The organism is Cryobacterium melibiosiphilum (genome assembly GCF_003602235.1).
GTDB lineage: Bacteria > Actinomycetota > Actinomycetes > Actinomycetales > Microbacteriaceae > Cryobacterium > Cryobacterium melibiosiphilum.
The window spans coordinates 1-15,505 of sequence record NZ_QZVS01000095.1; the positions used below are offsets into that span (position 1 = coordinate 1).

Genomic DNA, 15,505 nt, shown 5'->3' on the forward strand with positions numbered 1-15,505 from the left:
TGGCATGCCTTCCTGGTCGTGACCGAGCGGCAGCGGCTCGTGCGGGAACCAGAGGTCGCATTGGACCTGCTTGCCCGGCTCGTGCACCAGGCGATCCGCCGGGTCCGGCGGGACGTATTCCGGCCGGATCGCAGCCACCTTCTCGCGGAACATCGACGCTGACCCCGACCAGCCGACACGCTCGGCCAGCACCGACGCCGGCATCGTCGGCGTCGTGGCCAACAGCACCCGAACCTGCGCGGCATAGGCATCAAAACTCGACCCTGTCGTTGCGCGGTGGTACTTCGGCAGCCGGTCCGCTTCCAGCGCCCGATCCACCGTTCCCCGCGACACCCCGACGACTCTGCCGATCTCNATTTTCAAACGGCGATACTGGCCCTATTTTCGGTCGGCGTTAACATTCCTTTCACTTCACGCGGAATCATCGCGTTCGAAACGATGCTTCCGCGTACCCAACCTACTTAGGGACTATCTTGTCTATTCACGGATTCCCTGCCTCGGCAGGAACTTTCATTTCAGTGGCGGCGCCAGCACGCTCCCGTCTGTTTCTCATCGGTCGCGATAGCGCTCTTGGCTCGGCAGAGACGCTGACGCAGGTTGCCACGATCTCGGGACCAGGGGAACGAGCCCAACAGCTAGCTGCCGAACTCAATCATGCGGCGTGGACGGGAGATCGCCTGCGCCTCGCCGAGATCTTCACCGATTTGCCAGATCCTGTTATACAGGCGTGCGAGCGGGCACTTGACGGGTGTCCCGAGCCCACTTCACTGGCTTTGGGATCTGACGGCAAACCGATGTCTGTGCTTCGAGAATCAATTTTCGCGAATGACCCCACCGACCTTGCTCGAGAAGCGAATGCCGCTATGGACGTCAGCCTGCAATTCCTTGTCGAGAACTCCATTGACGAAGATGGCCGGATCGAATTCACCGCCAAGCTTCTTTCCAATGAAGGCCAAGTTGCGCCTGGAATAGTGTCGGATTGGTGGTCGCCCCCTCAGTCTGAGCTTTCGGAGCGAATACTCCCGGATCCAGTTGACCTCGTCAAGGCTTTCTCCGACAGCCGATGGGCAACGAACGTCGCGCGAGCCCACTGGCTGTGGATCGAAGATGGAGGTGAGATACGCGACGACATAACATCAGCAACGGCGACGTGGGTTGTTGAGTTCTTCGACGAATTACTCAGTCCGGAAACGAACTTCCGAGTTTTTCTGCAGGACGATGGCTTGGACGAGGAATCCCGGGGATTCCTCACACCGCGCAACCGGTTTCTACTCTGGCTATCCCTGTGGAATATTGCGAGTGACCTCGACGGAAATCTCGCCATGGAAGTGGAGTCCATCGTAAAAGACGACATGCCCACCTCGGTGCGGGAGCAGCCCCGTACGTGGTGGAGCGAGATGCGTGCGTCTGCGAACCGCCTATGCGAGGCCGCTCGCCTGGGGGAAGTGTCTGCCCTCGAACCGCGCACTGTCGCGGAGGAGGCGCTAATCTCACTTGCGACTCGACAGAGCTATATCGACTGGGCAAGCGATTCTTTTGAGAACTCCAACTACCAAGAAATCTTCGACTCGCTCCCTCGCTCTCCATACGACGAGGCTTGGGAAGAAGTGTTGCCGGATCTCACTGGGGACGCGGACGTTGAGATGGTCTGGGACCACCACCTGCAGGGAATTGGCGATCCCGATGATCTGACGAACAAGATTCTTGGAATCGGCGACTACCGCCCATCAGCGTGGCACACGAAGTTTGCTCGCGCTCAGGCAAATGGACAATGAGATGACCGAGGTTGGGCGTCACGCGGCGGAGAACGACTCGAACCAAGTCAAACCTCCGAAAGAAACAGGGTCCGGCTCGGCGTCTTCAAGTAGTCAGATGAACTTCCGCAACAACTCAGGTTCAGCACGAAGCGACTCTGCCGAGTAGCTAACTGGCATCGATGCCGACCGGTCCTCCGGAAACGCGCTGCCCCAGCGGAAAGGGGAGAGTGCTAACTACGGCTGGAGTAGCCACGAGAATCGATGGGATCTCCTCGACGGAAGCGCACGCGCGGCACCGGTGCTCTCCGATCCGAGCCTTGGGACCTTGCGAGTGAACCGCGAGTTGGACTCCCGCCCCAGCACCCGCGGCGCTCTGGCTTGCCGGAATGGCGACAGAGAGTAGCGAGTCTCCGATTGCGGCCTGGGGCGATTCGAGAAAATGGAGGAAAATCCAGAAACTTTGGAGGAAAAGGGTTTCTGGGATCTGGCTTGATCGCTGCCCTGCTGCCTTTCGTAAACAGCCCACCAAATGTCCCGGAAACTCACGAGTCTCCGGGACATTTTCGGATCTACGGGGATATCCCCATCGAAAACCCATCATTGACTCCCTTCGGGGCTCTAGGGGCTGGGCTGTGCGAAAGGCCGGAGTTCCGGTCTTCACTCAGGTGCGCCCGGGGTGCCTAGTCGTGATGACGAACAACACCGAGATTCCGTCCCAGTCTGCACCCCGATGTCCCGAAGTCTGGGGGCTGGAGGTGCTCATCGATATCGGCGAGCTCCCTCGCTATCCGGGTATCCCGCGCAGGTCAGTGCCCGAACGACAGCGGGTCGAGATCGAGAGGCGTGCCGACGTCGAGCGCGGAGAGCGCGTCGAGTTCGGCCGCCGACAGCTCGAAGTCGAAGATGCTGATGTTCTCGGCCTGCCGCACGGCATTGGCGGACTTTGGCGTGGGAATGATGCCGTTCTGGGTGTGCCAGCGCAGCACCACCTGGCCCGGCGTGCGCCCGTGGGCAGCCGCGATGGCGACGATCTCCGGGGCGTCGATCATCCCGTTTCCCTGGCCGAGCGGGCTCCACGCCTCGGTGATGATTCCGTGCTCGGCGTGCTTGGCGCGCAGATCTGAGCGATTCTGCGTGGGGTCGAGCTTGATCTGGTTGACCTGCGGAACGAGGCCTTCGTCGAACAACTGCTGCAGATGCTCCGGCAGAAAGTTCGATACACCGATCGCGCGCACCCGCCCCGAGTCCTGCAACGCCCGCAGCCCGCGAAATGCGTCGACATAGGTGTTCTGGTCGGGGTTCGGCCAGTGAATCAGGTACAGGTCGATCACGTCGAGGCCGAGCCGCTTCGAGCTCGCCTCGAACGCCCGCTGCACGCCGTCGTAACTGTGCCATTTCTTGTTCAGCTTGCTCGTGACGAAGACCTCGTCGCGGGGCAGCCCGCTGCGACGGATGCCTTCGCCCACGCCGGCCTCATTCTCGTAGTTTTCGGCGGTGTCGAACAACCGGTAGCCGGCGATGGCGGCGGTGGCCACGGCATCCGCTGTTTCTAAATTGTTCATCGGCCAGGTTCCGAGCCCGAGGGCGGGAATCGTCACGCCGTTGTTGAGGGTGAGGGTGGGAGCCAGGGGCATGGTCGATTCCAATCTGCGAGGCCGCGGCGACCCCGACAGTTAAGCGTATTCCCGCCGCGGCGGGTGCGCCGGGATTGTGCCAGCGGCGCAATGTGGCCGAATGCGTGCCAAGGCGACAACTCACCACTGGCCACTATGGGGGCACCCGGACGAAGGAGGCGCCCGTGGGCACGATGGTTGTGTACGGCTCGGTGTCCGTGGACGGCTTCATCGCGGACGAGAACGACCAGCCCGGACCGCTGTTCGACTGGTTATCCAGCGGTGACGTGCCGCTGGACGAGAGCGGCGAGCTGACGGTGTCACAGACGTCCTGTGACTACATTCGGCCGCACTGGCACCAGATCGGGGTGACCATCGTCGGACGCCACGTCTTCGACCTGACGGATGGCTGGGACGGCAAGGCTCCGAGCGGGATCGACCACGTGATCGTCGTGACCCATCGGCCGAGCCCTGACGGTTGGGACCCCGAGTCGCCGTTTCACTTCGTCGACGGCATCGAGTCCGCTGTCGCGATGGCGCAGGAGCTTGCGGGCCACCGGACCGTCGAGGTTGCGCGGGCGGTGTCGGCGGCCAGGTGTTTGCCGCCGGTCTGGTCGACGAGGTGCGGATGGATGTCGTCCCCATCGTGTTCGGGTGCGGCAAGCGCTACTTCGGGTCGGTGCACGAACAACACCTACTGGAGAAAGCCGACGTCGTGATTCAGGGCATCCGTGTGCTTCACCTGCGCTATCGGGTGCGCCGCTGACCGCCCCGACCAACGCGCCCTGTTCAAAGCCAGACTCGGTGTCGATTTATGACAGCTGTGAGCGCGCCACCGCGTTATACGGGGGTGGCGCGCTGACAGCTGTCACTTATCGACAAGCGGATGTCCCCTGACCGGCGCCCGTCGGGGAGCGACGCAGACGGCACCCGTTCAGGCCGGTGCCTTCCCACGTCGCCCTAGCCACGACAATCTGAAGGAGAAATCCGCACGACCACGGCGCATGGTGCTTTCTGCTTAGCGGCGCTCCCGGGCCAGGTAATCTGCGTGCTGACGATGCGCTTCGGCCACCTGCTCGCGAATCTTGTCGACGTCCTTTGCCTTGTTGCGATACTTCAGATCCATGGCCAGAACCTGGGCCTCCTCGTCGGCCAGCATCTGGTAAATCCGCTCCCGCTCGGAGATGTCAGCGGTGTAGTCCAGGTCGAGGTAGCTCACGGCGTGGCGGCGTGCGTTGTTGATGGCGGTCTGGGCCTTGCCGGCCTTGCTCAGCAGTGAGGCCACCACGGTCACGATGAGCGTTCCGATGATCACGCTCAGGGACAGGCCGGTGCTGATTTCCACGACCGGCACCGGTTCGCCGTCGTTGATGAAGGGCAGGTTGTTCTCGTGCAGGGCGTGGAGCACGAGTTTGACGCCGATGAAGGCCAGAATCACCGCCAGCCCGTACGACAGGTAAATCAGGCGGTCGAGCAGTCCGTCGATCAGGAAGTACAACTGCCGCAGTCCCATCAGCGAAAACGCGGTCGCGGTGAAGACGATGTAGACGTTCTGGGTCAGCCCGAAAATGGCGGGAATGGAGTCGAGCGCGAAGAGGATGTCGGTGCCGCCGATGGCGACCATGACCAGCAGCATGGGGGTCAGTGCCCGCTTGCCCTCGTGCATGGTGAACAGCTTGTCGCCGTCGTAGTGCTCGGTGGTGTGGAAGAGGCGCCGGGCGAGGCGGATCATCACGTTATCGGCCTGGTTGTCGCCGTGGGCCTCGGGCTTCAGCAGATTGCCGGCCGTGATCAGCAGGATTAGGCCAAAGATGTAGAAGACCCAGGCAAAGGAATTGATCAGTGCTGCGCCCAGAAAGATGAACCCGGTGCGGGCTATCAAGGAGAAGACGATGCCGAACAGCAGGACTTTTTGTTGGTCTTCGCGGGGAACCCGGAAACTCGCCATGATGATCAGGAACACGAACAGGTTATCGACGGAGAGCGCCTTCTCCGTGATGTAGCCGGCGAAGTATTCCGAGCCCATCGTGGCACCGCCGAAGATCAGCACCAGGATGCCGAAGAGGATGGCGATTCCCACGTAGATGGACGACCAGAAGGCCGCCTCCTTCAGCGTGGGAACGTGGGCTTTGCGAATGTGAAAGAAATAGTCGAAGGCGAGCAGTGCCAGGATGACGATGATCGTGATGCCCCAGATGAGGGGGGAGACAGTCATGAGACCTTGCTTTCCGAGTGAGGTGATCGTGGCGTTGGGGCTACGATAACGCTTTCACCTGCATGCGGGTAGCCAGAAGGACGGGCTCCCGCTGCGGCGCATCCGCTCAGTGAGCGTCGGCGGGCTGCGTGCGCTTCAGCACTCGGGAGGCGCCGAGAACGATGCCGACGACGATCATGCCCAGCACAAGACCGAAGACGGCGGATATCGCGGTGTCGGTGACCCAGACGAGGACCGGTCCGGCAGATTCGACCAGGGCCGTCACGGCGTGCAGCACGTCGGCGGGACCGTGCCAGAAGGTCTCGGCCAGGTTGGTGATCACCAGGTGGCCACCCACCCACAGCATGGCGACCGTGCCGATGACGCCGATGATCGTGAATACCGCGGGCATGGATGCCACGATGCGGGCGCCGAGACGCCGCACCCCTCTGGCGGGGCTTTCCATCAGGGCCAGACCGACATCGTCGATCTTGACCAGGATGGCGACGGCGCCGTAGACGACCACGGTCATCACGAGTCCGATCACCAGCAGGGCCCCGAGCGTCAGCCAGATGCCGAAATCCGGGTCGAGGCTCGCCAGGGCGATGAGCATGATCTCAGTGCTCAGGATGAGGTCGGTGCGGATGGCGCCGAAGATGAGCTTGCCCTCGTCACGCGATTCGGTCTCGTCGGCGGCGTGGTGCACGCCGAACCATTCGGTGACCTTCTCGGCGCCCTCGAAGCAGAGATAGGCGCCGCCGAAAATCAGCAGGAACGGCAGCACGAAGGGCGCGAAGGCCGAGAGCAGCAGGGCCAGCGGGATGATGATGACGAACTTGTTGAAGATGCTGCCGAGTGCGATGCGCCACACCACGTGCAACTCGCGCGCGGGCGACAGCCCCTGCACGTACTGCGGGGTGACGGCCGCGTCGTCGATCACGACGCCGGCGGTCTTCGCGCTCGCCTTGAGCGCGGCGGTCAGGATGTCATCGACAACGGCTAGCAGGCCGACCGACATGGAGTTCTCCTCGGATGGGGCGTCGTGCGTGTGCACCTGACGACAATGTGTTCAGAATACAGCGCGGCCGGACAGCGACGGTATCAGCAGGCAGCGGGGACCTGCCCCCGCAGGACGGATCAGTGGATGAGGGCCAGCAGGGCCGCGACGGCGATGAACAGCGATCCGAAGACGCGGTTGAGAATCGTCTGGCCTCTCACGGTGTTCGTGAAGCGCTGAAAGGACTTCGCCGCTGCCGCGAAGAGCAGCCACATCACCACGATGTCGATGGCCACGACGGTGACCGTGAGCACCAGGTACTGGGGCAGTAGCGGCTGTTCGGGCCGGATGAACTGCGGCATGAACGCGAGAAAGAACACCAGCGCTTTGGGGTTGAGCAGGTTGACCCAGAGTCCCCGGCGAAACATCGACCAGGCCGACTCCCGCACCGTCACGCTGGTCGCGCTCCGCGCGGCGGTGGGCTGCTGCAGCAGCAGGCGGATGCCGAGAAACACCAGGTACGCGGCCCCGGCATAGCGAATCACGTTGAACAGCACGGGAGACCCGGCCACAAGCACTCCGACACCGAGCGCCACGACGATCACGTGTGCGATGAGCGCGACCTGCTGGCCCAGGATTCCCCAGATGGAGCGGCGAAACCCCGAGGTGAGGGAGTTGTTCATGGTGTTGATGGCGCCCGCGCCCGGAGTGAGGCTGATCAGCACGCCGGCACCCGCGAGGGCCAGCCAGAGGGAAAGTTGCACACGCCAGCGTAACGCGCGGCCGCTCTGGCCCTGGCCAGCGGATGCCGTGGGCGCCGCGCTCGGGCGACCCGCGGCATCCGCTGAACGAAAACGTGCCTGTTAGGACGCGCGGGTCTCGTTCGCGAAGCTCGCCGTGTCGATGACGAAGCGGTAGCGCACATCGCTCGTGATGACGCGCTCGTAGGCCTCGTTGACCTGGTCGACGCTGATGACCTCCACGTCGGCGCCGATGCCGTGGGCGGCGCAGAAATCGAGCATCTCCTGCGTCTGGCGGATGCCGCCGATCTTCGATCCGGCGATCGACCGGCGCTGCGAGGCGAGCCAGAACATCTTCACCTGGTCGGGCTCGGTCGGGATGCCGACGTGCACGAGGGTGCCGTCGAGGGCGAGCAGGCCGAGGTAGCGCTCCATGTCGAGGTTGGCGGCGACCGTGTTCACGATGAGGTCAAAGTGGTTCTCAAGCTCGGTGAAGGTGGCCGGGTCGCTTGTCGCGAAGTAATGGTCGGCTCCGAAGCGCTTTCCGTCTTCCTGCTTGCTGAGCGTCTGGCTGAGCACGGTGACCTCGGCGCCGAGCGCGTGGGCGATCTTCACGCCCATGTGCCCGAGGCCGCCCATGCCGAGGATGGCGACCTTCTTTCCGGGGCCGGCCTTCCAATTGGTCAGCGGGGAGTAGAGGGTGATGCCGGCGCAGAGCAAGGGTGCGGCTTCGGAGAGTTCGATGCCCTCGGGGATGCCGAGCACGAAGTTCTCGTCGACGACGACTCCGGTGCTGTAGCCGCCGTTGGTGGCGGTGCCGTCGTAGTAGCGCGAGTTGTAGGTGCCGACCTCGCCCTTCAGGCAGTACTGCTCTTCGCCGGCGAGGCAGTTGGCGCACTCGCGGCAGCTGTCGACGAAGCAGCCCACGCCGACGCGGTCGCCCACGCGGTACTTGGTGACGTCGCTGCCGACGGCGGAGACGAAGCCGGCGATTTCGTGGCCGGGGACCATCGGGAACAGTCCCACGCCCCACTCGTCGCGGGCCTGGTGGATGTCGGAGTGGCAGATGCCGGCGAACTTGATGTCGATGGCCACATCGTGGGCGCCGGGGGTGCGCAGCTCGATCGTGGTGCGCACGAGGGGCTGGTTGGCCGCGGGGGCGGCGAGGGCGGGAACGGTGAGAGTCAAGAGAACGTCCAATCCGGGTTGAGGAAGCGGGCTTCGTCGTGCCACCCCACGACACCCGCACATCGACGCTACGTGGTGCGTCCGACAAAATGCTGATCGAAGGGGGCCCTGACAGGGCCACCCACGGCGCCACGTGCATCAGTGGCCGTGCGGCTCCTCCGGGTCCGAGCGATGACCCCGCCTGTAGGCTCGACAATCATCGGTCGGCATGAAGCGCAGGGGAGAGACAGCACCATGGCAGGTTCTACCTTCAAGACAAATCCGGTTTCACTCCAGAAACTTCTTGAAGAAGCCGAGTCGGGCAAGTTGCAACTCCCCGACTTTCAACGCAGCTGGGTTTGGGACGAAGAGCGAATTCGCAGCCTGATCGCGTCGGTCTCTCGCGGTTTCCCAGTCGGAGCGATCATGACGTTGAGCGCCGGAAGCGACGTGGCATTCAAGCCTCGTCCGGTGGAGGGGGCCCCGGCCGCGGCGCTGGCCGTCATTCCCGACGCCTTGCTGTTGGACGGTCAGCAACGACTGACTTCGCTCTATCAGGTCACTTTGCGCAATGCTGTGGTCAGTACGATCACGGCAAAGAAGAAGAGGGTGAAGCGCTGGTTTTACATTGACATGCGCAAGGCCTTGGACGCTTCTGAGGAGCGCGAGGCCGCGATCGTCTCCGTGCCGGAAGACAAGGTCATTCGCTCAGATTTCGGCCGCACCGTCGAACTCGATCTGTCGACTCGAGACGCTGAAATCGAGAATCTGATGTACCCCGTGTCCATGCTCTTTGCCTGGGCGAAGTGGCAAGGCTCCTACATCTCGAAGTATGCCGGTGCTGATGATTTTGCCGAGCGATACAGCTTCATCAGTCGCTTTGACGATGAGGTCGTGGGCGAGTTCACTGGGTACCAGATCCCGGTCATTGAACTGGACAAATCCACGAGCAAGGAGGCTGTCTGCGTCGTCTTCGAAAAAGTCAACACGGGTGGAAAACCTTTGGACGCGTTCGAGCTCATTACCGCGATGTATGCGGCCGATGGATATGAGCTTCGACGGGATTGGTACGGGGGCGCTGGCGCTATCGGCCTGCACAAACAATTCACCGAGTATCTTCGGCTTCCCAATGCGCCGGAAGGTATCCTGGCGAACGTCGACAGCACTGACGTTCTGCACGTCATCTCGCTTTTCCACACACGAGACCGACGGGTTGCTGCGGAAGCGGCGGGAAAGGTCGGGAGGGACCTGCCGCAAATCATCGGGAATCGAGCCGCACTCCTGAACCTGCCGCTTGCGGCATATGTCGAGCATCTGCCGCACGCGATTCGCGGATTTGAACTCGCCGCCAAGTTCCTGATGACATTGAGGATCTACCGTCCGTACGATTTGCCCTATCAGACCCAAATTATTCCGCTCGCGGCGATCCTCGGTGAACACCCGGACATCATGGATCACATGGCGGACCGGGAGCGGCTGACCCGTTGGTATTGGAACGGCGTATTCGGCGAGTTGTACGGATCGACGACTGAATCTCGTATCGCGCGAGACTTCATCGATGTGCCTCTGTGGATGCGAGGCGGCGCAGCGCCCAGCACATTGGACGACGCGACGTTCCGGGCCGATCGTCTGTGGACCATGCGCATGCGGCTTTCCGCCGCTTACAAGGGTGTCAACGCCCTGCTGATGGGAGAGGGGACGCGGGACTTCCGATCCGGTCAGGAGTACGCCAACGCGGTCTTTTTTGATGAGGGAGTGGACATTCACCATATTTTTCCGCAGAAATGGTGCCAGACCGCTGGAATTGACCGGGCCGTCTACGACTCGATCGTGAACAAGACTCCCTTGTCCGCCCGAACCAACCGGATCATCGGAGGAGTCGCGCCAAGCGACTATCTGGCGAAACTCGAGAGAGGGAGCAACGATTCACCGCCCGTTCCCGTCTCCGACCTCGATGCGTCCCTCAACTCGCACCTGATCGATGTCGACAGAATTCGATGCGACGATTTCGACGGATTCATGTCGGCTCGCCACGAACGACTCATCTCGCTGATCGAGGGTGCCACCGGTCAGCGTGTCTATCGCGAACACGTCGACGCAGACGAGCTCCTAGAGGAAGAGTTTGATGAGGCCGGCGACGAAGCCGAACACACTTTGTCCCCGGTGAGCTAGCCGCGACATCCTGACCTGCAAGAAGCGCATCGCCGACGACGGCGAGGGTTCGCACGGGCACCGGCGCCGGCGCCGTGGTCTCTTAGGGCTGACAGGCCGCGGAGAGAGAGAGGGAGAGAGAGCAGGCGCCGATGGACTTCGTCACATCCGATGAATGCTGCAGCTTCGAGATTGTCCCGGGCGGGGGCACAATGGGGTGATTCCCTGCCTCAGCGAACACCCCAGACGTCGGAGATCCCATGTTGCCGCCGAGCCCGTTGCCCCCGTGCCACACCCGGCGTCTCGGCGCCGGCGATCTCAGTCTCGCTCGTGTCACTCTCAACGTGATGGCAAAGGTCTTCGAAACGGATGCCGTCGACGACCGCGACGCGCACCTGGTCGACCTGCTGCGCTCGCCGTATTTCTGGGCCTTCACAGCGACGATCGAGGGCCGGGTGGTCGGCGGACTCACGGCCTATCTGCTGCCCATGGCCCGCACGGCTGCCCGTGAGCTGTTCATTTACGACCTCGCGGTGGATGCCGCCTTCCAGCGTCGCGGGGTCGCGACCGGCCTCATGGGCGCCATCCGTCAGGCGGCCGAGGTGGAGGGCATCCACGACATCTTCCTCGTGGCGGAGAACGAAGACGCGCACGCCCTCGCGTTCTACCGGGCGATCGGCATGACCGAGACCGCCACTACGACCTTCGCGTACGGCTCGACGGCGTGACTCGCGTCGGGCGCGGGCGCGGCGAGGCTTCGGGGCAGCGGATGTCGCGGCATGGACAAGCGCACGTGCACGTTTTGGGCGCACGTGCAGGTTTGTGTCGCACGACGCCGCGCCCGTTTCTGACGCCGCAGCAGCTTTCAGGCGCACAACACCAAGCCACGTTCCAACGCAGTGGTCGGTCGCAGCACAATCACGTGCTTGGCAGCCGCGTCGCCGCGCCGGCGGGATTCGCCGTCGACAGTCGCGGTGTCCCGAACGAAAAGATGTCGCACCGGGAGTGATCAACGTCTGTGCTGACCCGATGTCGGTGCCCGCTCAGGTCAGCGCCGCAGCTGCGCCTCCGTCGTCGCATCCGGCGCGCCCTCGACCGGCACCGATTCGGTCTGGTCGAGGTACCGCGCCGAAATGCGGCGGTACGACCGGGTGAAGAATGCGGCGGTGGCCGCGAGCACCATCACGATGCCCGCGATCAGGAACACGAGTGCGATTCCCCGCGCCTGGCCGTCGCCCAGGAGCCAACCGAAATCGGCACGGCCGGAATCCGAGTCCATGAACGGAATGATGATGAACTCGGCGATCGGTGCGATCAGGAATGCGGTAACCGGGGCCGCCGCGGATTCGAATGCGGCCGCGAAACCGAACACGCGGCCCTGCTCGCCAAACGGCACCACCTTCTGGATGACGGTCTGCTCCGACGCTTCGACGGCGGGGATGAGGATCATGTAGAGCCAGATGCCCGCGGCATACAGCCACCACCAGTCGCGGATCGTGAACAGCGCCCCGAGCACGCCCATGAGAATGACCAGCAGCAGCATCGTGCGAATCGGGTTGCGGCCGAGGCCGAACTTCGCGATGAGCAGACCGCCGATGATGAACCCGGTCGAGCTGACGCCGAGCACGATGCCCCACATTTCCACCGGAAAGAGTTCGAGTCCGTATGGGTCCATCAGCGCCATGTAGACGCCGCCGATGAAGTTGTTGAAGGTGGAGAAGATGATCAGCGCGAACAGCCCGGTGGCCGCGCGTACGGCCGTGATGCTGCCGCGCAGGTCGATCAGCGGGCGCCGCTGGCCGTCCTGCTGCGGTTGGTCCTCGGGGATGCGCAGGAACAGCAGGTGCAGCAGTGCAGCGGCCGACAGCGAGATGGCGATGACCAGCGTCCAGCCCATGCCGAGCAGGCCGATCGCGAGCCCGCTGAAGACGCTCGTGACCATGAACGCGAGCCCCTGTACCGTGCCGACCATCCCGTTCGCGTTCGCGTGCCGCTCCGTGGGGATCAGCAGCGTCACGACCGTGGAGAGCGCGATGTTGCGCATGTTCTCGATCACCGCTCCGAAGAGGATGATGCCGCTGAACAGCCAGAACCACGGCCCGCCCAGGTCGAGCAGGGCGGACTCCGGAAACACGAGATACAGCCCGCCGCCGATGCTGAACGCGATCAGGGTGGCCGCTCCGGCGAACACCATCACGAGATGCTTACGATGGCGGTCCACGAAGGTGCCGAACGCCATCGAGAATACGGCGACGAGCAGCATGTACGCGCCGCCGATGATGCCGGTGGCAAGCACCGAACGGGTCTCCAGATAGACCCAGAAAGTGAGGGCGAACCAGAGAAAGCTCGTGGTGATGTTAGCGACCGCCGTGTTCACGAGCACCTGCGCGAACGTGCGGGCACCGCTGCCGGATCTTGGCTCGGTGCTCTTCTGGGATGTCGCCGATGCGTCGTTCGTGGACGCCATGTCATTCGCCTCCCGGGTGAACGCAGATAGAGGGATCGATGACAACATCGTAGACAGCGTGAACAGGTCCCGGGTAGTCTCGCCGAGCAATCCTCGGCTCGTGCGGCGGGTCCGGCTACAGGCCGTTGGATCTGCCGATCGCTGGGGCTGGGTGCTCGTACGCCGTCCGCGGCTAGCGGTGGGTGCTCAATCAGGGGCGCCGCGCGCTCAGGAGTGATGTCCAACAGGGATTTACTCAGGGCTCTAGGCTGTGGCTATGAGGGGGCAACGCGCATCACGGGCCGTCTGCGTACTCACGCTGACGGGGTTGCTCGCGGGGTGCGCTCCCGTGGTCGTGAGCGCTCAGGATTCGCAGGCGCGCGCGATCGTCGCGGAGGTCGCGAAGTCGGTGTCCGGCAACCGGCCCGCTGACATCAACGGATTTGCGCGGTCCGCTGCCGTATCCATTGAGGGTGACGGGTCGAAGCGCGGTCGGGTGGACCTGGTCGGAATTGAAGAGCGGGTGCCCGCTTCGTTGGGCGATCCCTTCGGCACGCTGACATTTCGGGTGCAGTTGCCAGCAGGTGAGACCGGATTCGATCCTGCGGACGCTTTCGACGCCTGCTTTACCGTGGAGTTCGACTAATACGGGGTGAGCGACGATCGCATCTGGGAGAATTCCCGCTATCTGCGTGAGCAGTCGTGCCCTGAAGGCGTGGCACCGGTCGTGCCGCCGATTGACACCAGCATCCAGTCTGTCGTGGCCACCAACGCGGAGGCCGCAGCGATGGAGGTGCTCGGCGACGAGACCTCAGTCGGCCAGGACGCCGCCGAGATCACGGCCCGGATCATGGCCCTGCTCGAGGTGCCCTCGGGGGAATATGAGGAGCTGGCCCGGCCAACCGTCCTCGTCGTCGACGGAAACGTGGGGGTGGCGATGGGACGATCCTCAGAAGACTGCGTTCTCGTGGCCCGCGTCGACGGCATGGTGTCACGCGTGATGCCGGCACCCATTTTGCTCGAGCCCGGAGAGCTGGGTTGCCAGCCGGGCACAGCGCTCGCAGACCCCGCGCAGCTCCGATCGCCGCACTGACCGGTGCCGCTGGGTCGTTCAGCTCTTTGTCACGTTTGGCCGGCATCTCGACATGGGTAGGTATGGACGATTTAGAGCGCGACGTAGAAGACCGGATGCGGGAGCTCGGCCGGGTGCCGGTCTCCGCCGGAGCCCGCGGCGCAACGCAGGCGCTGACCAGGGCGCTCGAAGACCCCGCCGTGCGTGACGGGAGTGCGCCGGAACGGCGGCGGTGGTTCGCGGGGTTCTCCCGCCGACACCGCCTGGTCGTCGGCAGCCTCGTCGCGCTGGTTGGCATTGGTGTCGGGGTGCCGGCGGTTGCGACCTCGATGCTGGCCCGAACGGGGGAGTTCGGCGACCCGGCGACGAGCACCGAGGTGGACGACACCGAATGGCTCGACCCCGGAGCGGATGATCTGCCGCAGGTCATCATCGACGCCTACCCGGATTACCTCACGCTGCCGCCGGGCATGCCCGAGAATCTGGCGATCGCCGACACCTCCCGCCTGATGGGGGCGATGGGCGCCGAACACGCCGTCGGCCAGGCCGTGGTGCAGGAGAGTTACGTGACGCAGGTCTACGAGACCTTCGCGATCTGCGCCTGGACCGATGCTTGGCTCGGCGCGCACGCATCGGCTGACTCGGACGCCGAGGCGCTCGCCACCGCGTGGATCGGCGACTTCGACAACTACCGGGCATTCTCACGCTCCGAAAGCGTGCGGGACAGAATGGCCGTCATCGCCACAGCAGCAGGCAACGGCAATCCGGGCATCGTCACGGGGGCGTACACCGAAAACGACTGCGCTGTGCGGCTCGGGGACAACCAGTGATGGGCGCAGAATCCGCCACGGATGCGCCCGTGCAGGCGGCGGCATCCGTCGCGGAGTTCATCCGGTCCGTCGCCGACGAACTGCTCGCCTACTTCGCCCGCCGGGTGACACCGCACGAGGATGCCGCGGACTGCCTCTCCGAGACGCTGCTGGTTCTCTGGCGCCGACGTGAGAGCCTGCCGACGGCCGCAGACGAGCGACGCGCCTGGACCTACGGTGTCGCCCACAACGTGCTCGCCGCCCACCGTCGTGGCGGCATGCGGCGCCTGGCGCTCAGCTCGCGGTTGCGCGACGAACTGCGCGTCGCGCCGATCGCGCCGTCGTCCGACGACGACCGCGCTATCACCGCGCTCGCGTCGCTCGGCGCGCGGGACCGGGAGCTGGTCTCCCTCGTCGTGTGGGAGGGGCTGAGCATCGCCGAGGCCGGCGCGGTCATCGGCGTGCGACCCGACGCCGCGCGGGCCCGGTACTCCCGGGCGCGGCGCACGCTGCGCGCGCGTCTGAAGTGAGCGAGTTCGGGCCGCGCCCGGTCGCTTCG

At 64.0% G+C, this 15,505-nt stretch carries 13 protein-coding genes and 2 pseudogenes; 8 read left to right on the forward strand and 7 right to left on the reverse strand.

Going from position 1 to position 15,505, the window contains the following annotated elements; all coding sequences use genetic code 11:
- Nucleotides 1–333: pseudogene (locus D6T64_RS18380) on the reverse strand (IS21 family transposase); the annotation flags it as partial.
- A 140-nt stretch (nt 334–473) separates the two neighbouring features.
- On the opposite strand from D6T64_RS18380, the gene D6T64_RS18385 reads away from it, so the two are divergent.
- Nucleotides 474–1,775 carry a hypothetical protein gene (locus tag D6T64_RS18385; protein ID WP_147364613.1) on the forward strand — a complete coding sequence of 434 codons (1,302 nt, stop codon included), beginning with the start codon at nt 474–476 and terminating at the stop codon, nt 1,773–1,775.
- 788 nt (nt 1,776–2,563) lie between these two features.
- Here the strand turns inward: D6T64_RS18385 and D6T64_RS18390 are convergent.
- A complete protein-coding gene (locus D6T64_RS18390; protein ID WP_119976143.1) occupies nt 2,564–3,391 on the reverse strand; it encodes an aldo/keto reductase in 828 nt (275 codons plus the stop codon).
- A 164-nt stretch (nt 3,392–3,555) separates the two neighbouring features.
- On the opposite strand from D6T64_RS18390, the pseudogene D6T64_RS18395 reads away from it, so the two are divergent.
- A pseudogene (locus D6T64_RS18395) lies at nt 3,556–4,136 on the forward strand (dihydrofolate reductase family protein).
- Nucleotides 4,137–4,388: 252 nt separating this feature from the next.
- Here D6T64_RS18395 and D6T64_RS18400 read toward each other — a convergent pair.
- The 4 genes from D6T64_RS18400 to D6T64_RS18415 form a co-directional block, all read right to left on the reverse strand.
- Nucleotides 4,389–5,585, reverse strand: coding sequence for a TerC family protein (locus D6T64_RS18400; protein WP_119976144.1), 1,197 nt, complete (start codon nt 5,583–5,585; stop codon nt 4,389–4,391).
- A 106-nt stretch (nt 5,586–5,691) separates the two neighbouring features.
- A complete protein-coding gene (locus D6T64_RS18405; RefSeq protein ID WP_119976145.1) occupies nt 5,692–6,582 on the reverse strand; it encodes a DUF808 domain-containing protein in 891 nt (296 codons plus the stop codon).
- Between the two features lie 119 nt (nt 6,583–6,701).
- A complete protein-coding gene (locus D6T64_RS18410) occupies nt 6,702–7,325 on the reverse strand; it encodes a LysE family transporter (RefSeq protein ID WP_119976146.1) in 624 nt (207 codons plus the stop codon).
- Nucleotides 7,326–7,424: 99 nt separating this feature from the next.
- Nucleotides 7,425–8,489 carry an NAD(P)-dependent alcohol dehydrogenase gene (locus tag D6T64_RS18415; RefSeq protein ID WP_119976281.1) on the reverse strand — a complete coding sequence of 355 codons (1,065 nt, stop codon included), beginning with the start codon at nt 8,487–8,489 and terminating at the stop codon, nt 7,425–7,427.
- Nucleotides 8,490–8,660: 171 nt separating this feature from the next.
- Between D6T64_RS18415 and D6T64_RS18420 the strand changes: the two genes are divergently transcribed.
- Both D6T64_RS18420 and D6T64_RS18425 read left to right on the forward strand, forming a co-directional pair.
- Nucleotides 8,661–10,640 (forward strand): GmrSD restriction endonuclease domain-containing protein, encoded by a 1,980-nt coding sequence (locus tag D6T64_RS18420; RefSeq protein WP_199719220.1) that lies wholly within the window; start codon nt 8,661–8,663, stop codon nt 10,638–10,640.
- Nucleotides 10,641–10,966: 326 nt separating this feature from the next.
- A complete protein-coding gene (locus tag D6T64_RS18425; RefSeq protein WP_158594918.1) occupies nt 10,967–11,347 on the forward strand; it encodes a GNAT family N-acetyltransferase in 381 nt (126 codons plus the stop codon).
- A 320-nt stretch (nt 11,348–11,667) separates the two neighbouring features.
- Here the strand turns inward: D6T64_RS18425 and D6T64_RS18430 are convergent, their stop codons facing one another.
- On the reverse strand, nt 11,668–13,086 hold the full coding sequence (locus D6T64_RS18430; RefSeq protein ID WP_119976149.1) for an MFS transporter: 1,419 nt from the start codon (nt 13,084–13,086) through the stop codon (nt 11,668–11,670).
- Nucleotides 13,087–13,420: 334 nt separating this feature from the next.
- Here D6T64_RS18430 and D6T64_RS18435 point away from each other — a divergent pair, with 334 nt between their 5' ends.
- From D6T64_RS18435 to D6T64_RS18450, 4 genes are all read left to right on the forward strand, one after another.
- The gene (locus tag D6T64_RS18435; protein ID WP_158594919.1) at nt 13,421–13,711 is read left to right on the forward strand and encodes a hypothetical protein; all 291 of its coding nucleotides are present in this window, start codon (nt 13,421–13,423) and stop codon (nt 13,709–13,711) included.
- A gap of 6 nt (nt 13,712–13,717) precedes the next feature.
- Nucleotides 13,718–14,158 (forward strand): hypothetical protein, encoded by a 441-nt coding sequence (locus D6T64_RS18440; protein ID WP_119976151.1) that lies wholly within the window; start codon nt 13,718–13,720, stop codon nt 14,156–14,158.
- Between the two features lie 62 nt (nt 14,159–14,220).
- The gene (locus tag D6T64_RS18445) at nt 14,221–14,967 is read left to right on the forward strand and encodes a hypothetical protein (RefSeq protein WP_147364614.1); all 747 of its coding nucleotides are present in this window, start codon (nt 14,221–14,223) and stop codon (nt 14,965–14,967) included.
- Nucleotides 14,967–15,476, forward strand: a complete 510-nt coding sequence (locus D6T64_RS18450; protein WP_119976153.1) for an RNA polymerase sigma factor — start codon at nt 14,967–14,969, stop codon at nt 15,474–15,476. The genes D6T64_RS18445 and D6T64_RS18450 overlap by 1 nt, the downstream gene beginning before the upstream one ends.
- Nucleotides 15,477–15,505: the final 29 nt, after the last annotated feature.